At 44.2% G+C, this 19614-nt stretch carries 17 protein-coding genes, 1 tRNA gene and 1 rRNA gene; 1 reads left to right on the forward strand and 18 read right to left on the reverse strand.

Features of this window, described 5'->3' with window-relative positions; translation table 11 throughout:
• Positions 1–322 precede the first annotated feature (322 nt).
• Positions 323–595 (reverse strand): hypothetical protein, encoded by a 273-nt coding sequence (locus G5B06_RS17135; RefSeq protein WP_059086966.1) that lies wholly within the window; start codon positions 593–595, stop codon positions 323–325.
• Positions 596–740: 145 nt separating this feature from the next.
• Positions 741–1229, reverse strand: coding sequence for a DUF1648 domain-containing protein (locus G5B06_RS17140; protein ID WP_059086644.1), 489 nt, complete (start codon positions 1227–1229; stop codon positions 741–743).
• Between the two features lie 213 nt (positions 1230–1442).
• Between G5B06_RS17140 and G5B06_RS17145 the strand changes: the two genes are divergently transcribed.
• The gene (locus G5B06_RS17145; protein ID WP_173772593.1) at positions 1443–2825 is read left to right on the forward strand and encodes an NCS2 family permease; all 1383 of its coding nucleotides are present in this window, start codon (positions 1443–1445) and stop codon (positions 2823–2825) included.
• Positions 2826–2887: 62 nt separating this feature from the next.
• On the opposite strand, the gene G5B06_RS17150 is transcribed toward G5B06_RS17145, so the two are convergent.
• The 16 genes from G5B06_RS17150 to G5B06_RS18815 form a co-directional block, all read right to left on the reverse strand.
• A complete protein-coding gene (locus tag G5B06_RS17150; protein WP_015526335.1) occupies positions 2888–3742 on the reverse strand; it encodes a YitT family protein in 855 nt (284 codons plus the stop codon).
• Complete coding sequence (locus G5B06_RS17155) at positions 3739–4092, reverse strand: arsenate reductase family protein (protein WP_015526336.1); 354 nt, start codon at positions 4090–4092, stop codon at positions 3739–3741. Before G5B06_RS17155 ends, G5B06_RS17150 begins: the two co-directional genes overlap by 4 nt.
• Positions 4093–4200: 108 nt before the next feature.
• A complete protein-coding gene (locus tag G5B06_RS17160) occupies positions 4201–4971 on the reverse strand; it encodes a zf-HC2 domain-containing protein (RefSeq protein WP_173772594.1) in 771 nt (256 codons plus the stop codon).
• Positions 4972–4973: 2 nt separating this feature from the next.
• Entirely contained in the window at positions 4974–5453 is a 480-nt protein-coding gene (locus tag G5B06_RS17165) for an RNA polymerase sigma factor (protein WP_173772596.1), read from the reverse strand.
• A 197-nt stretch (positions 5454–5650) separates the two neighbouring features.
• Positions 5651–7321, reverse strand: coding sequence for a diguanylate cyclase (locus tag G5B06_RS17170; protein ID WP_173772603.1), 1671 nt, complete (start codon positions 7319–7321; stop codon positions 5651–5653).
• Between the two features lie 180 nt (positions 7322–7501).
• On the reverse strand, positions 7502–8929 hold the full coding sequence (locus tag G5B06_RS17175) for a glycoside hydrolase family 1 protein (RefSeq protein ID WP_059086639.1): 1428 nt from the start codon (positions 8927–8929) through the stop codon (positions 7502–7504).
• Positions 8930–8999: 70 nt separating this feature from the next.
• Positions 9000–10886: a beta-glucoside-specific PTS transporter subunit IIABC gene (locus tag G5B06_RS17180; protein WP_118752660.1), complete on the reverse strand. Its 1887-nt coding sequence runs from the start codon at positions 10884–10886 to the stop codon at positions 9000–9002.
• 123 nt (positions 10887–11009) lie between these two features.
• Entirely contained in the window at positions 11010–11861 is an 852-nt protein-coding gene (gene licT, locus G5B06_RS17185) for a BglG family transcription antiterminator LicT (protein WP_015526343.1), read from the reverse strand.
• Between the two features lie 290 nt (positions 11862–12151).
• The gene (locus tag G5B06_RS17190) at positions 12152–13321 is read right to left on the reverse strand and encodes a hypothetical protein (RefSeq protein ID WP_173772605.1); all 1170 of its coding nucleotides are present in this window, start codon (positions 13319–13321) and stop codon (positions 12152–12154) included.
• A gap of 18 nt (positions 13322–13339) precedes the next feature.
• Positions 13340–14758: an FAD-binding oxidoreductase gene (locus G5B06_RS17195; protein WP_173772613.1), complete on the reverse strand. Its 1419-nt coding sequence runs from the start codon at positions 14756–14758 to the stop codon at positions 13340–13342.
• 3 nt (positions 14759–14761) lie between these two features.
• Positions 14762–15952: an electron transfer flavoprotein subunit alpha gene (locus G5B06_RS17200; protein ID WP_118061709.1), complete on the reverse strand. Its 1191-nt coding sequence runs from the start codon at positions 15950–15952 to the stop codon at positions 14762–14764.
• 13 nt (positions 15953–15965) lie between these two features.
• A complete protein-coding gene (locus G5B06_RS17205) occupies positions 15966–16754 on the reverse strand; it encodes an electron transfer flavoprotein subunit beta/FixA family protein (protein ID WP_173772615.1) in 789 nt (262 codons plus the stop codon).
• 248 nt (positions 16755–17002) lie between these two features.
• Complete coding sequence (locus G5B06_RS17210; RefSeq protein ID WP_148446353.1) at positions 17003–17695, reverse strand: DUF6198 family protein; 693 nt, start codon at positions 17693–17695, stop codon at positions 17003–17005.
• 143 nt (positions 17696–17838) lie between these two features.
• Positions 17839–18984 (reverse strand): endonuclease/exonuclease/phosphatase family protein, encoded by a 1146-nt coding sequence (locus G5B06_RS17215; RefSeq protein WP_173772617.1) that lies wholly within the window; start codon positions 18982–18984, stop codon positions 17839–17841.
• 156 nt (positions 18985–19140) lie between these two features.
• A tRNA-Trp gene (locus G5B06_RS17220) sits at positions 19141–19211 on the reverse strand.
• Between the two features lie 309 nt (positions 19212–19520).
• Positions 19521–19614 (reverse strand): 23S ribosomal RNA (locus G5B06_RS18815); the annotation flags it as partial.

The raw sequence follows: 19614 nt of genomic DNA on the forward strand, positions 1-19614 counted from the left end.
GTATTTACAGGAATAGACGACATTGTTGTTTGATTTATATGTTGTGTTCATATTTGTATTATACTATGGTTTATCAGTTAATACAATTACTATTTTGTCCATCTTCAATTACTTGCATAAATTACGATCAGAGTAATCACTACCGTAATAACAATACTGTTTAAAAGAAACGGATAAAATTAAAGTGTGCGTTCATATTGATGTAGTTATCAATGATGAATTTCTGCGGAAGGAGATGATGCTCCAGAGCCATGATCTCCTGATTTTCCTTAAAGGATGAAGCTTCTGATCCGCCAGCACTGGCAAAGCTCCGGGATTTCCGTTACAAACCCTCCCGATACACGCTGTTGATCGTAGCCTGGGCGTGCTCCAGCTCTTTCTTCCGGACGATGGCTTCCCTATCACTTAAGATCGCCAGCATCTCATCGATCACATCCTCCACTCTGGGACTTGTCACCCTGTATAAATACCCCAGCATCCGTGTAGCTGTGTAATCGGTATTCATATGTTTATAGGCGATTTCCCGGCACAGCTCATCGGGATAGCCCTTATCCTGAAGCGCTCTGTAAAGCTCATCTGTTCTTGTATCTGCCATATCCTCCTGAGATTCCTTTCCTGTTTTTATTATAATTTCGCCAAGCGGATATTCGCGATCCGCTTTCGCTGGTTCCATCCATATTCAGTACAATAAATCGAACATTTCCCTTCCACTCTTCTGCATGATCACAAACGCAACCGCTTCACGATTTATCATCCTCATCCATGCCAGTTTCTTTACCAGCCTTATATATCCCCCGGATCCCCAGGATCAATGTCACGAAAATCCCTGTGATCAGTATCCACACCGGCCACATAGGTGCCGTTCCCAGATTCCCGCTGATCCCGGCATCAAGACATACTCCAATGGATAACAGTTTGATCACAGACATCATTTTTGACGCGATTTCAAAGATATGCTCTCTGTTTTCCTCTGTCACCTCAACCGGATAATTCCACCACTGTGGAAATCTCTGACAGAACATCAGAAGTGCCAAGATCAGCAGCCCCAAAATCGGCTCCAGAAGAAGGCTGCCCTTCTTCCCATACCGGTCCGGGATCCCATGCGCATTAAAATGGATTGGCACCCTCTCCGGCAGATTTCCCCAGGTGGCTACAAGATACATCACGTACCCAAGGATCATCAGAAAACAGAGCACATCTGTAATGTTCCGCAGTTTTTTCTCAGACATTATCCATCCCCCTTTCATTGCAGAATAAACCCGTCTGTAAATCGAATACTCTCTTTTCTGTATTTTACACACAAATTACCTGCTTGTAAAAGTATTTTGCAAAAAATTACCTTACATAACAATATCTGTTAAGCACTAATGATTGCATACGAAATTTTTATATGATAAAATAGACATGTTGTCCAAAAACATATTTAAGAAAGGGAAAGAAATATGTTAGAAAAAATCTTCAAGCTGTCCGCAAATAAAACGGACGCCAAAACTGAGGTTCTGGCAGGTATCACCACCTTCATGACAATGGCCTATATCCTGGCAGTTAACCCGAACATCCTGTCCGCAACCGGCATGGATTCCGGAGCTGTATTCACAGCTACCGCACTGGCAGCCTTCCTGGGAACGCTGCTGATGGCGATCTTCGCCAACTACCCGTTCGCACTGGCACCCGGAATGGGTCTGAACGCATACTTTGCCTATACAGTTGTTATCGGTATGGGATACAGCTGGCAGTATGCACTGACTGCAGTTTTTACAGAAGGTATCGTATTTATCGTTCTTTCACTTACCAATGTACGTGAAGCGATCTTTAATGCGATCCCTCTGAACCTGAAATCCGCAGTCAGTGTTGGTATCGGTCTTTTTATTGCATTTGTAGGATTACAGAATGCCAATATCGTGATCGGCGGCTCCACTCTGCTGCAGCTTTTCTCTGTAGATGGCTACAACGCAGCCAAGGGTGTAGAGGCTTCCTTCAACAATGTGGGGATCACCGTTATCCTGGCTCTGATCGGTATCATCGTAACCGGTATCCTGGTTGTTAAGAATGTAAAGGGAAACATCCTCTGGGGTATCCTGATCACATGGGGACTTGGAATCATCTGTCAGTTCGCCGGACTTTATGTTCCGAACCCGGAAATCGGCTTCTACAGCCTGCTCCCGGATTTCAGCAACGGACTCTCTATCCCGAGTCTTGCTCCGATCTTTGCGAAGCTGCAGTTTGACGGAGTTTTTTCACTGGATTTCCTTGTTATCCTGTTTGCATTTTTATTTGTAGATCTTTTTGATACTCTTGGAACTCTCGTTGGTGTCTCTTCTAAAGCAGGCATGCTGGATGAAAATGGCAAGCTTCCTAACATCAAGGGCGCACTTCTTGCAGATGCAGTTGCAACAACTGCCGGTGCAGTTCTTGGTACATCCACAACCACTACCTTCGTAGAAAGTGCTTCCGGTGTATCCGAAGGCGGAAGAACCGGACTTACCGCAGTGACAACTGCCATCTTATTTGGCCTGTCCCTGTTCCTGTCTCCGATCTTCCTGGCAATCCCGTCCTTTGCCACAGCTCCGGCTCTGGTGATCGTCGGTCTGTACATGCTCAGCAATGTTATCAGCATTGATTTCAGCGATATGTCCGAGGCAATCCCATGTTATGTATGTATCATCGCAATGCCGTTCTTCTACAGCATTTCCGAAGGTATCTCCATGGGAATTATCACATACGTAGCCATCAACCTGATCACAGGTAAGGCAAAAGAAAAGAAGATCAGCGCTCTGATGTATGTACTGGCAGTGCTGTTTATCCTGAAATATATTTTCCTGTAAAATATGGCCAAAAAATTCCCGGGCGTTTTGTCCCGGGATTTTTTTATTCCAGCAAAATATTCTTATTTCTTCGGCTGATACCGCATATTCGATACATTATAAACCGTAATAAACGCTTTCGGGTCCTCCTGGTTTATAAACTTCATCAGCTTCTGATATTCACCTTTATCTACGATGGTGATGATCTCACGGCGTTTTTCCATGTTATAGGCTCCGATGGCCTCATAGATCGTGGCTCCGCTGTGCAGGTCGTGAATGATAAACTGCCTCAGCTCCTCTTCCTTTTTCGTGATGATGCAGACACGCCGCTTGATATTATTGTCAAAAATAAAATGATCCAGAACGATTCCGTTAAAATACGTTCCCAGAATACTTAAGACCACCGTCTTTTTATCATACACAAGCGCCGCGGAAAGTGCCACGCACATACCGGAAAGAGACATGGCTTTTCCAAGTTCCATGTGGAGATACTTATTCATGATCTTCGCCACGATATCTAGTCCGCCTGAGGATGCATTCCGGTTAAAAAGAATGCTAAGTCCCACACTCACTACCAGAATATAACACAGAACATCCAGTTCCTGGCTGTCTGTCATGGAACCGAAATTTGGAAAAATGATCTCAAACAATCCCAGAAACAACGGCAGCATTACACTGGTATAAACCGTCTTAACTCCAAACTCTCTTCCACAGGTAAAAAATCCAATAATCAGCAATACCACATTCAGGATCATGGTAATCGCCGACAGCTGCAGCGGCACAAAGTTGGAAAGCACGATTCCAAGACCGGAAATACTGCTGACCGACGTATGGCTTGGCACTAGGAAAAAATATACCGCCGCTGCGATGATCGCCACTGCTACGGTGAGGATCACGGTTTCCTTAACGATATCCGCATAATTCAGTTTCTTTTTCATGATTTCAGATACTCTTCCCATTCTTTTTCTTTAGCGCCCACCAGCACCTTGTCTTTCCCAACAAGGATTGGTCGTTTCACAAGCATCCCGTCTGTTGCAAGAAGCGCAAGCTGCTCTTCCTCACTCATCTCCGGAAGTTTATCTTTCAGTTTCATCTCTTTATAAATATTTCCACTGGTATTGAAGAAACGCTTCAGCGGAAGACCGCTTTTTTCCCACCAGGCTTTCAGTTCCTCTGCAGTTGGATTGTCCGTCTTAATATCACGCAACGTATATTCTGCGCCACTCTCATCCAGCCATTTCTGAGCCTTTTTGCAGGTACTGCATTTTGGATAGCATACAAATAACATCTTATGTCCCCCTGTTCTTCGGCAGTAAATACGTAAATTCACTGCTGTCTGTTTTTTTGCCTACAGCACAGAATTTTTATAGAACTTTTTCACTGTACTGTCCAGGTTTTATTTTAACATAGACGATGCGGTATTTCTATCCTCTTGTTCCGACCATATCAGCTTCGATTCCTGTTTCATCTCATCCACAATTTTCTCCGCTGCATCCAGATCTCCCTTCGCTTCCAGCTCTGTTAATTTCAGGCTCTTCTTTCTGGCTTCCGCACTCATATAATAAACCTCTGTTACCGTTTCCGGGGTGCTGTCGTCTTCCGGTGATACTTCCTCTGTCTTTTTGGAAAAATCCTGAAGCAGCATGTCATCGCCTTTCAGTTTCAGAGTTCCTGCATATGGCGCGTCAATGGCGTAGACAAACTCTGTTTTTCCATCTTCCGTGTACTGTACTTTCATTCGGTTGATGAGATTATTGGAAGAATACAAACTGTTATTTTTTACGTACATTCCGCTATTTTCCAGGGTCATGTATTTTTCGTTGAAATACCAGTGGTTGTAGCCTGCTACCGCAGCGATGAGTGTCAGGATAACTGCCACTGCTGCTGTCAGCACCCTGCGTATTATTAATTTTTTCCGGATTTTTTTCAGCGCGGCTGCGCTTCCGATATTCTCCGTTTCACCAGCTCTGCGTTGTGCTCCGGAGGCTGCAGATGGTCTTATTTGAGCCTGCTCTTTTCCCTGCTCCTCTTTCATGATCTCCAACATTTTTCTGCATTCCTTACAAGCTTCCATATGCTCTTTTACCAACGCCTGACTGTCTTCACTTAAAATGCCGTCCACATAAGATGGCATCAGATCCTGTATTACATCACATGTGATCCTCATTGCTACAGCTCCTCTCTGATCTTTACTCTTGCACGGTAATAAGTCACCCGCGCCCAGTTTTCACTTTTTCCAAAAAGCATTCCAATCTCACGGAAGGTCAGCTCTCCGAAGGTCCGCAGGGAAAAAACTTCTTTGTACGGTTCCGAAAGTCTATGCAGAACCTTGTGGATCTCCATAGCCTGACTCCGCTGTGCCAGCTTTTCCTCCAGAAGCTCTCCGCCATGGCTTTCTGCTGTTTCCGGCTGCTCCTCTCCGGGAAGTTGCTTTTTCTGCTTTTTCAGATGGTCGTACAACGTATTCTTTGCAATCTGGCAGAGCCACACCCGCACATCACAGTCACCCCGGAACTGATCTATCTTTTCCAGAGCTTTAAAAAATGTCTCCTGTGTCACTTCCTCAGCCAGCGATCCATCCTGTGAGATAGAACGGATATACCGATATACAATGTCAAAATATGTCCGGTAAAGTTCCTCTATGTTCATCGGTTTTTCTCTTTCCTCCCTTCTCACTTATAAGACGCACTGATCTCAAAAACGTTACAGAAAATCTTTCAAAATTTCGTCTGATATTTTTATTCCGGCATTTCTTTTAGCACAAACGAAATGCCCGGTATAAAAATACCGGGCACAGCATTATCAGAATTTTCTTCTGACCTCCTCTTACACTCTGCTGCATACCTTCACATCGTTCCATGCTCTTCATAATATTTCTTTTTTTCCGCATACATAAGATCATCTGCTCTTCTCAGCATCGTCTCAAGCTCCGAAGAGCTTTCCTCCCAGACAACACCAACAGAAACACTGATCCTTTTGGCAGCAATGCTGTCACAGATATCCCGAACCTTACTCCGAAAAATCTTCTCATCCATGTCAAAACAGATAAGTACAAATTCATCGCCACCTACCCGGTAAGCATTTTCCGGCAGAATCGCAAGCATGGAACGCGCTGTATTTATGATCAGCCTGTCTCCGGCCTCATGTCCGTAAAGATCATTCACCCGTTTCAGACCATTGATATCAATATATGCTACGCCTGTTTTTATCACTGTTTTTGCCTGCATGCCTTCCAGAACCTGAATATACCTGTTCCTGTTATACAAGGTCGTCAGCATATCACGGTAACTCATGTACTGCAGACACGCCTTACGCTCCTTGGCTTTCAGGCTGTCCGTTAAAAAATACTGTATGGATGACAGCAACGTATGATCCTCATAATGCAGTCTCGGATTATCTACCCCGAGAAATCCTATGATCTTTCCGTCACTGTTTAAAGGAACGGCCAGCAGCCTGGTAATGTCCTGCATCTTCAGAGTCTCATAATACGGCTGCCCCTGCTCCTCCTCAATATCCGGAATATAATACAGGCCATTTTTCCGAAAGCTGTCCATCCAGATATCCAGCATTTCCATGGGAACCTCCTGAAGATTATCCTTCTCAGCAGTCACTCCGTTCATGGCATACTCATAGGTATTTGTACAGACATTCCTCTTTTCATCGATCTGAACAATATAACTGCGATCTCCGTCAAAATACCCACTGATAATACGCAGCAGATTGGAGATCGCCGCATCTTCATCTTCTCCTGATATCAGCTCAGCAATGCATTTATTCAGTATCGTTGCGATCTCAAGTCTTTCCTTTATCTTGCCCTCTCTGCTTATCAGCTGATACATTTCCTGATTCAGCTCCGTCATCGTCACGATAAACATAATGATCATGGAAATACCAACAGAAAAATCGATCAGCGACATTCCATACCTGAATGCCTGCACAGCTGCCGCCACTGCCGGAAGTACAATGCATGACAGCATAGAGAACAGGAGTTTCCTGCTGACTCTCTTTTTGTACTGGAGCAAAAGTGTAAGATCAATGAACATACCTGCTACCGGAAGAAGAATTGACATAATATATAACGGTGCCCGATGGTAATAATTATCCACATCTATGTAATAATACCAGTGAGTAAACTGCGAGATCACCACAAAAACAGCCCCTGCGGCAGCAATAACATATCCGGCTTTTACTCTTTTTAATGTTCTCCGCTCCCTCTTCGAAAACAGATAAACACACACATAAATGTGAAAACACAGCAGGACTACGTCACTTAAAAGGAATACGAGAAAACTCGAAATACGGACCATCACACTGCCCGGAACTCCGGGATATCCGCTGAAAATATGCGCCATGGCATCCATCAGCAATAACATGGAAGCAAAACTCTCCATCAGGATAAGATACCGACGCTTTTCCCTGTCATAATTACTGCTCAGAAATATACATATTGCAGCTATGGCACAAAATACACATCCCCATATAAGTATCGCTACCTGCAGTACTTTTTCATCCGGCATAAAAACACTCCTCACATTCGTCACTTACAATAAGTATTACACTTTACCGTGTAAAAGTCAACCTTCCAAAAAAATCCCGGAGTACATTGTCATACTCCAGGATTTTGTCGTCAACCGGATAAAAGCAACCGCATTCGCTACATAATTCTACACCAGATAACTGCTTCGCAGTTGATTCAGTTAAAGCTCTTCCCCGCAGGATTCAATCACTTTTTTGTACCAGTAAAAAGAATCTTTGCGGATTCTGGAAAAGTCTCCGGTCCCGTCATCATTTTTATTTACATAGATAAGCCCATAACGCTTCTTGAATTCTCCAGTGGAGGCACTGACAAGATCTGTACAGCCCCAGCAGGTGTAGCCGATCAGATCTACTCCGTCATGGATTGCTTCCTTCATCTGCTCTATATGGCGGCGCATATATTCAATACGGTAATCATCGTGAATCTTTCCATCCTCTGTCAGCTGATCCACCGCCCCAAGACCATTTTCCACGATCATGATCGGAATCTGATAGCGGTCATAGATCTGGTTCAGAACATAGCGAAGACCAGTTGCATCGATCTGCCAGCCCCAGTCGGAAGCTTTCAGATATGGATTTTTCAGATTGTCACTTCCATTTCCGGCCGTTTTCTCTCCGTCCTTTGTCACGCTGACACAGCTACTGGAATAATAGCTGATAGTGAAAAAGTCCACCGTACCCTTCTTGAGGATCTCTTTATCCTCCTGAAGAACCTCCAGCTGGATTCCGTGCTCCTCAAAGTATCTCGCTGCAAATCCCGGATAATATCCTCTTACATGAACATCACCGGCAATGGAATTGTGGATCTGCCCAAACTGCTGTGCATATAAGATATCATCCGGATGGCAGGTATATGGATAACCATTGTGATAAGCAAGCATACAGCCAAGCATAAACTCCGGATCGATCTCATGAGCCATGGAAACTGCAAGTGCACTTGCTACCAGCTGGTGATGCATTGCCTGATAACGGCTCTGCTCACATACATCCTTCGGGTCCAGCATTCCTGCACAGAATACCGCACCAAAGTCCTGCGTCAGCATATTGATCTCATTAAAAGTCAGCCAGTATTTTACCTTACCTTTATATCTCTCAAATAAAACCTTTGCAAATCGAAGATAGAAATCGATCATCTTACGATTTTTCCATCCGCCATACTCCAGAGAAAGATGAAGGGGATTCTCATAATGAGAGATCGTTATCAGCGGCTCAATGTTATATTTTCTCAGTTCGTCGATCACATTGTCGTAAAACTTAAGGCCTTCCTCATTTGGAGTTTCCTCATCCCCATTTGGGAACACTCTGGACCAAGAAATAGAAAAACGATATACCTTAAATCCCATCTCTGCAAAAAGAGCAATATCCTCTTTCCAGTGATGATAAAAATCAGTCGCCTGGTGATTGGGATAAAATTCTTCCGGTAACGGTGCCGGCGGTGTAAGACGACGTTCCTTATCCACACTTCCTCCTGTCAGGATATCTGCAATGGACGGGCCTCTGCCATCCTCATCCCAACCGCCTTCATACTGGTTTGCAGCGGTTGCTCCGCCCCAGAGAAAGTTTTCCGGCATACGGTTATAATTTTTCATATTTTAATTTTCTCCTTTTTACAAACATCAGGCGGATCTGTTATCTCCGCCTGATGTTTCGTTGTTATTCTTATACAATAGTCAGGAATTTATCTCCTGCATTTACAGCTGCATCTTCTTTTTCCATGCATACTGCTTTGATATAATCAGAAATATTGGTCACAACAACCGGTGTGATCAGATCATATCCTTCTTTCTTAATGGCATCCATATCGAATTCCACAAGAAGCTTTCCTTTTTTTACCTTATCTCCATCAGAAACATGGGATTTAAAATATTTACCATTTAAATTTACAGTATCAAGTCCGATGTGGATCAGAATTTCTGCTCCACTTTCTGTCACAAACATGATTCCATGTTTGCTGTCCATGATATTTGCCACCGTACCATCTGCCGGTGCATAAACCTTTCCTTCTGATGGAACGATTGCTGCTCCGTCACCTAAAACCTTATCCGCAAAAGTTTTATCCGGAACATCGGAAAGTGCTTTTACAGTTCCTGCTACCGGTGCACAAAGCTCGATCTTCTCTACAAGCGGAGCGTTCTGCTGTGCCGGCTGTTTTTCTGTATCTGTGTTCTGTACTTCATCCTCTGTCTCAGCCTTTACATCCTCAAATCCGAAGATAAGCGTAAGAACAAAAGCAGCTACAAAAGATACCACGATCATAATGATTCCATAAAGCAGATTGCTTAATCCCTTCTCACCGATAAACGCCGGGATCGCCATGATACAATTCTGTGCAATGTAAAGAGAAACCTGAAGAAGTCCTCCTACGATACCACCGATTCCGGCTGCTATGGAAGCTGCTACAACCGGTCTTTTCAGTTTCAGTGTAACACCATACAGAGCAGGCTCTGTGATACCCATAAGAGCGGAGACACCGGCTGCACTTGCCAGCTGTTTCATGTTGCTGTCCTTGGATCTTACAGCTACTGCAAGAGAAGCTCCGGACTGTGCAAGGTTAGAGCATACCTGAGATACAAAGATCAGTGTATCGGTACCACCGGTTGCAATGGCATTCAGTCCGATTGGTGTCAGCGCATGGTGCATACCAGTCATAACGATGAACGGGAAGGTTGCTGCAAGGATACCTACAATAATGAAACCAAGTTTTACGGACAGGAAGTTGATGGCTACCGCAAGTCCGTTACCAATAATTGTTCCGAGCGGTCCAACTACGATCAGGGCGATCGGTGCACTGATCAGAATTACCAGTGTCGGGTTCAGGATCAATTTTACCATTTTCGGTGTGATCTTATCAACCAGAATCTCAATATAATGTGTGATCCATACCATCAGGATAACCGGAATAACGGAATAAGAATAAGTTGCTTTTGTGATCGGCAGACCAAACAGTGTGATGGCCGCATCACCGGCTACCATAGTTACAAAGGTAGGGCTTAAGTAAACACCGGCAATAAACAGCGCCAGTGACTGGTTCACGCGGAAAACCTTGGCAGCATTTGCTGCGATCAGGAACGGCATGAAGTAGAAAGTAACATCTCCGATAAAACTGATCACCTGGTAGGTACTGCTTGTTTCTGATACCAGATGAAAAGTTGTCAGCAGAGTAAGTACAACTTTGATCATACCGGCTGCAGTCAGGGCAGGGATCATCGGGGTCATACATCCGGTGATGGCATCGATAACTTTTGAAACAACACTCTTTGAGCTGTCAGAGTTCGCTGCCGGTGCATCATCGGTAGGAACACCTTTGTCCTCCAATGCCTTGTAAACAGCGTTCACTTCATTTCCTGCGATAACCTGGAACTGATCTTCATGCCAGTTAACGCCGGAGATCTCAGAAAGCTTTAAGATCTCTTTCTCGTTGATCTTCGATCTGTCTTTCACATAGAAACGAAGCCTTGTCATGCAGTGGAACAGACGGGTGATATTATCTTTTCCGCCCAGCGCTGCAATCAGTGTGTCTGCAGTTTTTGCATAGTCCTTTTTCATTTGGGGACCTCCTTTAATAATAAATATTGAAATTTATATTAAAGGTCTTGCCTGAAAAGATACGCACATGGCACGTATTTCAGTAACAATCCATTAACACCTAATTTATAAAACAATCTCTTTTCACAGATTTTTCAGACGTTTATGGTCTTCTGTGATCTTCTGGATATGAATCGTCAGATACAGCATTTCGTCCTCAGTCATAGCGTATTTATATTCCTCTTCCATCATAAGATAGATCATTTTTACACAGCCGTAAGCTTCTCTGTACTGCTCCTTGATGATCTTGAAAAGCTCCTGATTCTCATCATAGTGAAGCTCTTTATGAAGGAATCTCTGGGCAAAATATTTCAAATGCGTGAGAAACCGCTGATAATACAGATTATCCTCCTGAAATTCCATATTGTCATAATACTTCTCCACGATGTCCAGGATCTGATGTACGATAATGGAAATCTGATAGCTGTCCGTCTTGCCGCCATCTTCCGCATTCACAAAATGCAATGCAAAAAATCCTGCTTCATCTGCAGAAAGATCTACCTCAAACATCTCATTTACCTTTTTCAGTAATTCCAAGCCGATCTCATATTCCTTATGATAAAGCTGCTTGATATCCAGAAGCAGCATATTCTGAAGGCGGATCCCGTTTTCAAGTCTGGAGATCGCACCCATGATATGGTCGCTAAGGGAAAAATAAATACTGTCATTTAATTTCATCCCCTCTTTTTCCTTCACATCATTTACAAAAGCTTCCACAAAATCCAGATATTTTTCCGGAATAGCAGTCAGATAACCCTGTATCTCCTTGCTGATCTGGGCATTTTCCGCAGTAAAGATCTTCTCGATCCTGGACTCCTCCACTTGCTGTCCTTTCTTTTTCTGAAAGGCAATTCCGCAGCCCTTTACAATAACTTCATGTCCCTGTCCATCCCTGGACAGTATCAGATTATTATTCAAAATCTTATGGATAACCATAGTCCTGTTCCCCCGCTGCCAAACAAATAAAAAAAGACCATTACAGTATATAGAAAACCTATTCCTATACTACTATAAGGTCTTGCCTGACGATAAATCAATATTTCAGTAACAATCCTTCTGATTCGTAACTATTTAATAACTGTACGTAATAATATCAGAAAAAATATATGTTGTCTATCTGGAATATTTAATAAAATATTTATAATATTTTTGTGAACTTTGACAAAATCCCCTGATGATCCTGCCATACGGATCAACGGGGGATTTTCTGTTCAGCTTTTTATTCTTCAGATCTCTTTTCCCTTTGTCGCAACGGCATGTACAACAAACGGTACAAACAATGTAATAAACGCCGCATATCCAAGGTATGCATATCCCTTTTTAACAACTGTCATCAGACCGAACTGTGCAATGGCAAATGCCAGGAATGTAAAGATCGCTGTAAAAACTGCATTTCTTCCAAGGTGTCCCTGCGCTTTTTTCGCCGAGCTGTCCATACGGCGCTCCACTGCATTTACACAGCGGGTCACAATACCGGAGATCATATTTACTGCTGTGGAGATAGCTCCAAGGATGATCAGCAGAGAAATGATCGGTGTCAGGATACCGGCGCCTACACCGTTCTGGACCAGTACCAGCATCGGTACCGATGCAGATGCCAGTTCATTTACATATGCAATGGCAAGAAGTCCGAGGATGGAAAGCTCCATTGCACAGAAATTGCATACAAACATCCAGATCGCTGCTTTGTTGATCTGTTTTTCGTCCGTTACATCCTCCATGTGCTGGTACATAACAGAAACAGATGCCAGCTGGAAGAAGAAATAAAGGACTGCTGAATAGAGCGCCGGTCCAAAGGCTCCGCTCTCGGAGGAAAGTACAGTCATTTCTCCGGAAGACATAGTATGGATGGAAGCTGTGATATCTCCCCACTGTGCAATGATATTCGGAACAAGTACCAGTACAAGACCGATGATGATCAGCACACTTAAGGTAGAAGCACATTTTCTTACAACATTGGTTCCGAAAAGCGCGATCACAAAGATAAATGCTGCAATGATCAGTGTACAGAGCCAGTATGGGATCCCGAACAGTGTCTGCAGTGTGGAACCGCCGGTTGCAAAGGCTGCTGCAGATGCAGTTCCGATCATGATCAGGTAACAGATCTCATAGAGATTGGACATAACCGGTTTCGTTTTTCCGTAAAGACTGTCGGAAAAGCTTCTGTAATCGTAGGTTTTGTGTTTATAAGCATAGCGCATTCCATACCAGAAAAACAATGCATACAATCCCTGTGTCACTGCCGGCAGGATCAGACACCAGATACCGTAGTTGATAAAGTACTGATAGATCTGCGCTCCTGATGCGAATCCGCCTCCGAACTGTGTGGTAAATGCGACGAACGCAAGTCCCATAGCCAGAGGCATTTTACTTTGTAATGATTTATTCTGACTCATCTCTCTTTCCCCCATTTTTTATTTATTATATTCGATGACTTTTCCCGGATTCAGGATCAGTTTATCATCGAAAGCCAGTTTGATGGCTTTATAAAGAGCGATCATTCTCGGTCCCGCAAATTCTTCCAGAAATTCCAGACGTCCGTTTCCGATGCCATGCTCACCGGAAAGCTGTCCGCCCAGTTCCTTGGACAGTGCATACAGCTCTACCAGACTTGCGTGAGTGGCTTCCTTCCACTCCTGGTCACTCATTTCCGGTCCACGGAGCATCTCTGTATGGATGTTTCCGTCTCCGCAATGTCCGCAGGGCTCTACACGGATACCATGTGCACTTGCAATCTTTTTGGCTGCTTTTACATACTCTGCGATCCTTGCACGCGGAACAACCACGTCACACTCCTCCTGTGCGACAGAATCTGCTTTCATTCCTTCCAGGATCCCGCCCCGGACACTCCATACGGCTCCGGCACGCTCCGGCGTTCCTGCGATACAGCAGTCCAGGGCTCCGTTTGCCAGAGCTGCTTCCGCTGCTGCCTCTACTGCGTTGTCAAGTTCCTGCTTACTGGAAGCATCATACATAACGATCAGCACTGCTTCTCCTTGTTTTACTGGGAACATTTTGTTCAGATTACGTTCTACGATATCGATCAGTTCTCTTTCCAGAAACTCGATGGCTGTTGGCACAAACGGCAGCTCCAGAACCTTCGGGACCATGTCTGCACATTCCTCAAGACTCCTGAACGGCATTACAAGAGTACAGGTGCAGGTCGGTGCGGGAAGAAGCTTCAGCGTTACCTGAGTCAGGATACATAAGGTTCCCTCTGAGCCGATCACCAGATCTTTTACATCATATCCCGTTGTGTTCTTCACAACGTTGGATGAAAAATTCATGATGGAACCATCCGGCATAACTGCCTCGATACAGCGGACGAAATCCCTGGTCAGTCCATATCGTACCGCTTTCATACCACCAGCATTTGTGATAACATTGCCGCCGATGGAAGCTGTTTTTTCGCCCGGATCCGGTGGGTAAAAAAGTCCGCCTGCCGCTGCTGCCGCCTGAATATCGATAAGAAGTGCTCCCGGCTCAGCTGTGATGGTCTGGTTCTTTCTGTCAATTGGAAAAATCTTGTTCATTCTCATGACGGACAGCATGATTCCGCCATATTTACAAGTAGCTCCACCTGCCAGTCCGGTTCCTGCTCCACGGCATACAACCGGAATATTTTCTTTGTATGCGTAAGCCATGATGGCAGAGATCTCTTCTTTATTCAGAACCTCCACATAGAGTTCCGGAGGAAAAACTCCGTACTCCGGCATCTCATCACGGTAATATTCTTTTGCGATCTCATCGCCGACCCATACACGATCTGAAGCAGTCACAGAACGGATGTAGTCAAAATCTTCTGATGTCATTTTTTTATATGGATATGCCATGACTTAATCCTCCTTCCGATTCCTGATCAGTTCTGTCAGCTCCGGCACAACCTGATACAGATCATCTACAATACAGTAATCCGCAACATTAAAGATCTGTGCTTCCGGATCATTATTGATCGCTACGATACAGTCTGATCCTGTCATACAGGAAGTAAACTGGATGGCTCCGGATACACCACAGGTGATAATCAGCTTCGGACGGACGGTTCTTCCAGAAAGTCCGATCTGATGGGCAACATCTCCGAATCCATTTTCTACCATCGGACGGGTAAAAGCAAGCTGGCCTCCAAGGGCTTCTGCCAGTTCCCGGCACATTTCCACGTCTTTTTCGTTCCGGACGCCACGGCCTGCAACAACCAGAACATCCTCTTCCTCAAGGCTCTTTACCTTATCAATAACTTTGGATGAAAGAATTTTGATCCTGGAATCTGCCATCTTTTCATTTACCGGACATACAACTACCTGTCCGTGAGGATCTTTTACCTTTTCTGCCTTATCCATAACTTTATAACGGACAGTGGCAAACTGCGGTCTTGATTTGGTGATTCCGATCTGCGCCATGATATTTCCGCCAAAAGCCGGGCGGATCTGAATCATATCGGTATTGGAACGGATATCCAGTGTGGTACAGTCTGCAGTCAGTCCTGTATGGAATCTGGTGGAAAGTCTCGGTGCAAGGGAACGTCCCAGAGCAGTGGCTCCGATCAGAACAGAACTTGGTTTGTTGGCTGCAATACAGTCTGCAACTGCATCCGTGTAACAGTCTGCGCGGAAACCTTCAAAACCTTCGTGCTCATACACATACACATTGTCTACGCCATATGGGAGAAGTTTCTCTGCGTTTTCTTTTGTTCCTGCGCCTCCGACGATCACACAGTTGACCTGATAACCGACTTTGACTGCCATTTTTCTTGCCTCTCCGATCAGTTCGAATGTAACCGGATGGATCTCGCCTCTCTCCTGCTCCACATAAATAAGAAAGTTTTTCCATTTATCCTTGTCAAAAGATTTCGCCTTCTGCTCAAACTGGATTGCTTTTTCCGGGCAGTTACGAACGCAAAGTCCGCACATACGACAGGCATCACCTACAACAATTCCTTTTCCCTCTATGGTAAGGGCTCCAAAAGGACATTTTTCCACGCATACTCCGCAGAGCACGCATTTGTTTATATCAAATTTTAAAAATTCCATGTTCCGCTTCCCCCTATATGATCTTCTTTCCGGTCAGAAGAGCAACAAGCTTGTCTGCTTTTTCCTTTGCAGTTCCTTCCAGATAAACCTGTTTTTCGCTTTCCTCCGGCGCAAACATTTTTTCTACAGAGGTGGGGGAACCGATCAGTCCGTAACGGCTCAGATCCTGATCCGGCATATCTTCAAAGCTTAAGATCCGTACCGGACGGTCTGCAGTTGCTTTCTTTAATAAGTAGGACGGCAGACGTGGCACGCAGGTATCCTTGTCAATAGTCAGCAGACATGGATAGGGGATCTCGGAAACCTGAGAAATACTTACAAGATCCTGACGGACCTGAATGCTTTTTTCATTGACATCCATGATCTCTGCTACCCATGCAGCGTGTGGAATGGTCAGATGTTCTGCAATAGCCGGTCCTACCTGGGCAGTATCGCCATCTGTGGTCTGTCTTCCGCAGATAATCAGATCTGCTCCACCGATCACCTGGATTCCCTGTGCCAGTGCATAGGAAGTTGCCAGTACATCCGCTCCTGCAAATTTCCGGTCTGAAAGGATCACGCCTTCGTCTGCACCCATGGTGTAGGCATCCCGGATCATCTCTTCCGCCTGTGGCGGTCCCATGGTCAGAACGGTTACCGTTCCGCCTGTTTTTTCCCGGATCGCAAGGGCTGTTTCCAGCGCAAACAGGTCATATGGATTTGTTCTTGTCTCACCGGACATACGTTTCATGGCACCGGTTTCCGGATCAATATCAACCTTGGAAGTCGCCGGTACCTGTTTCATACATACAACGATTTTCATTTTCTATCTTCTTTCCTGTATTTTTACTTTTATTTTTCACTTTAAAGCTTTAAACAGCTGTATAAGTATAGCATTAACGTAGCGTAAAGTCGAGTGTTTTTTGGTGTTTTTCACAAAAAAATATATAATTCGAGCAATTTTGTGGGCGGATATAGCTAAAACAGGATGGTACATATAAAAAAAGCCTGAATTCCGGCTTCCATTTGTTTTATGGAAGCTGAAATTCAGACCTTTTTTCTGTTTTATTATTATGCTTTCTTCGTCAGAAAAGACTCAAATCTCACATGACGATCCAACTCGTCCCCTATTAATCCGATCACTTTTCCCATGGTAAAAGCCGCAAGGATCGTTCCGATCCCAAGTCCGTCCAGATGACCAAGGATAATTCCTGTCATAAATCCGGTTACTGCAAGGCAGGTAACATCGAAGCTGACCTTAATTTTGGAATATTTGAATTTCGTGATATCCGAAAGTTCTCTCGGAAACAGATCGGTTGGGATGATCGGCAGACCGCACCGGTTGGAAAGAGCAATTCCAAAACAGATCAGAAGATAACTGATCACAAAATAAAGCACTCTGAATCCCATTGCCGTCGGCAGTATATTGATCTCCGCTTCATAAAGATCCAGCATCTCACTGAATGCAAATCCCACAACAAAACTGAATAAATACGGTACCACGAATCTCTTCCGCATGATCATCAGTGATAAAATCAGAAGTCCCTGAAAAATATACGTCCAGGTTCCAAGTGTAACATGTGGAAATACTTCCGAAAAAGCATAGGGCACACTCGATATCGCCGAAATGCCCGACCCGGAATAAAGCATAAGCACTACTCCCAGGCTGTTGATCAGAATCACGATTACCAGAGCCAGTTCTCCTCTGATCACCGGTAATTTTTTGTTACTTTGCAAATGACTGTCCTCCGCTACTCCAGACATTTTAAAAAGCCTCCATTCCTTATTTGCAATATATGATTATTTTTCTCATCTAATTTAAGCCTTTTTCCCGGGAAAGTCAATGAGCTGCGAATAATTGCTTTGCAGTTTCGGTTATCTGGAATAAAAATATTTACTGTCATTTTTTATTTTTTCAACTGAAATTCCATATATACAGGATCGTGGTCTGAATAGGAATAGCCGGTATTTACATTTTCGTATTTTGTACATTCCACATTATCGGAAATGATAAATCCGTCCAGCGTCACGGTATAGGTCTCACCGGGTACATATTCCATATCTGCGTTGCGGGCACTGTTCCAGAGATTGTTTTTTTCATCTTCAGACAGCTGATCCAGGCAGAAGGAAAAATGCTCCGGGAGTTCTGAACGTGGAAATGGGTAAGCCCAGGATTCGGGTTCTGCAGAATCTTCGGAACCTGTCTGGGTATTGTTGTCTGCATCGGATGCTTTCAACTGTGTATCCGCAGCCTTCAGATCATGGTTGAAATCCCCACCACAGATCACATAATTTCCAGCTTCATATTCCTTCTGCATATCTTCACTGAGCATCCGGATCTGGCCTTCCCGAATGGCATCACTGTTTCCGTAAGCAGACATATGCAGTTCAAAGATCACCAGCTCTTTTCCGTTATCTACCGGCACTCTGGAAATACTGTAACATCTGTCCAGGTCAAAAAATTTCGTAAAAGACGTCGAAATTGGAAAACTTCTTCTCATAGATCCCGTAATCGGATATTTCGAAAACAGGGCAAGTCCGGCTTTGCTTTTTCCATGAGGCTGTGTAAACGGATAAAACAGAAACGCGGAATCATAATTCTGTGCAAATACGCAGTTATAAGCCGGGATGTTTTCCTTCAATATAGAATACTCATTCACATGATAACTTCTGGTAGCATCCAGATCGATCTCCTGGACCAGCGCAAAATCCGGATCTTTGGACGCAACCAACTCACCGGCACCTTTAATCGTTTCCTTTACGCTGTCCTTACTCTTAGCCCAGGAAGATTTTCCACCATCCATGAAGAAACTGAAATCCGGCGTATAAGCTCCGAATCCAATATTATATGTAAGTGCGGAGTAATTTTTCTCTGTTGTCAGCTCATTTCCTGCTTCTGTGTTTTGGGAGATTTCTTCCACCTGAAGCTCCTGATTATCAGGAATCCTGTGATAACTTGCATAAAGATAAATAATATACGCCGCCAGCACAATAACAAGTGCCAGCAAAATAATTCCTGTGATCTTTATGACTTTTTTTGCTTTTGTTTTCATCGTTCACCTGTTTTTCTTTCGTTATGTACTGTTATTTTTATAAAATCAATATAACATACACGGTTCCTGCCGTCCAGTTTCGTATTAATATTCTCTGATAAAACAAAAAAGCTGAAAAATCTTGATTTAACAAGACTTTCCAGCTTTCTATCATAGCAGGGGATGAGAGAATCGAACTCCCACCAAAGGTTTTGGAGACCCCTATCATACCATTTGACCAATCCCCTATATACAAGAAAAAGTGGCTGTTGGCCACAAATTCTCTTACATTGTACTCTCAAAACTACATACATGTTTGTTGATGGTTAATCGTTTTGAATCAATTTTAACCTGCGTGCCGATTTGCCTTTTTTTCACGGGCTCGCAGCTAAAGCTGCATCGCCTGTTTTGTAGGCTACTCCAGCGGTGGTCATCTCACGACTCCGTCGTTCGATGTCATTTGCTTCGCAAATGTCCAGAAATCATCATGAATGCCTCTCCACAAGCAAGCTTGTTCCGATTCATTCCTGCTGTTTCCTGCCCGCTTCCTCGGCTAGTTGGTCAAGCCCTCACCCGATTAGTAACAGTCAGCTCCATGTGTTACCACACTTCCACCTCTGCCCTATCTACCTCGTCGTCTTCAAGGGGGTT

Source organism: Blautia luti (genome assembly GCF_013304735.1).
Lineage (GTDB): Bacteria > Bacillota > Clostridia > Lachnospirales > Lachnospiraceae > Blautia_A.

Excerpts from the sequence above, each read along its gene's own strand:
- G5B06_RS17205 (WP_173772615.1), bottom strand. The coding sequence starts at position 16,754 with ATGAAAATCGTTGTATGTATGAAACAGGTACCGGCGACTTCCAAGGTT.
- G5B06_RS17160 (WP_173772594.1), bottom strand. The coding sequence starts at position 4,971 with ATGAGGATCACATGTGATGTAATACAGGATCTGATGCCATCTTATGTG.
- G5B06_RS17155 (WP_015526336.1), bottom strand. The coding sequence starts at position 4,092 with ATGTTATTTGTATGCTATCCAAAATGCAGTACCTGCAAAAAGGCTCAG.
- G5B06_RS17175 (WP_059086639.1), bottom strand. The coding sequence starts at position 8,929 with ATGAAAAATTATAACCGTATGCCGGAAAACTTTCTCTGGGGCGGAGCA.
- G5B06_RS17190 (WP_173772605.1), bottom strand. The coding sequence starts at position 13,321 with ATGAGTCAGAATAAATCATTACAAAGTAAAATGCCTCTGGCTATGGGA.
- G5B06_RS17210 (WP_148446353.1), bottom strand. The coding sequence starts at position 17,695 with ATGTCTGGAGTAGCGGAGGACAGTCATTTGCAAAGTAACAAAAAATTA.
- G5B06_RS17135 (WP_059086966.1), bottom strand. The coding sequence starts at position 595 with ATGGCAGATACAAGAACAGATGAGCTTTACAGAGCGCTTCAGGATAAG.
- G5B06_RS17170 (WP_173772603.1), bottom strand. The coding sequence starts at position 7,321 with ATGCCGGATGAAAAAGTACTGCAGGTAGCGATACTTATATGGGGATGT.
- G5B06_RS17150 (WP_015526335.1), bottom strand. The coding sequence starts at position 3,742 with ATGAAAAAGAAACTGAATTATGCGGATATCGTTAAGGAAACCGTGATC.
- G5B06_RS17145 (WP_173772593.1), top strand. The coding sequence starts at position 1,443 with ATGTTAGAAAAAATCTTCAAGCTGTCCGCAAATAAAACGGACGCCAAA.
- G5B06_RS17200 (WP_118061709.1), bottom strand. The coding sequence starts at position 15,952 with ATGGAATTTTTAAAATTTGATATAAACAAATGCGTGCTCTGCGGAGTA.
- licT (WP_015526343.1), bottom strand. The coding sequence starts at position 11,861 with ATGGTTATCCATAAGATTTTGAATAATAATCTGATACTGTCCAGGGAT.
- G5B06_RS17140 (WP_059086644.1), bottom strand. The coding sequence starts at position 1,229 with ATGTCTGAGAAAAAACTGCGGAACATTACAGATGTGCTCTGTTTTCTG.
- G5B06_RS17195 (WP_173772613.1), bottom strand. The coding sequence starts at position 14,758 with ATGGCATATCCATATAAAAAAATGACATCAGAAGATTTTGACTACATC.
- G5B06_RS17165 (WP_173772596.1), bottom strand. The coding sequence starts at position 5,453 with ATGAACATAGAGGAACTTTACCGGACATATTTTGACATTGTATATCGG.
- G5B06_RS17215 (WP_173772617.1), bottom strand. The coding sequence starts at position 18,984 with ATGAAAACAAAAGCAAAAAAAGTCATAAAGATCACAGGAATTATTTTG.
- G5B06_RS17180 (WP_118752660.1), bottom strand. The coding sequence starts at position 10,886 with ATGAAAAAGGACTATGCAAAAACTGCAGACACACTGATTGCAGCGCTG.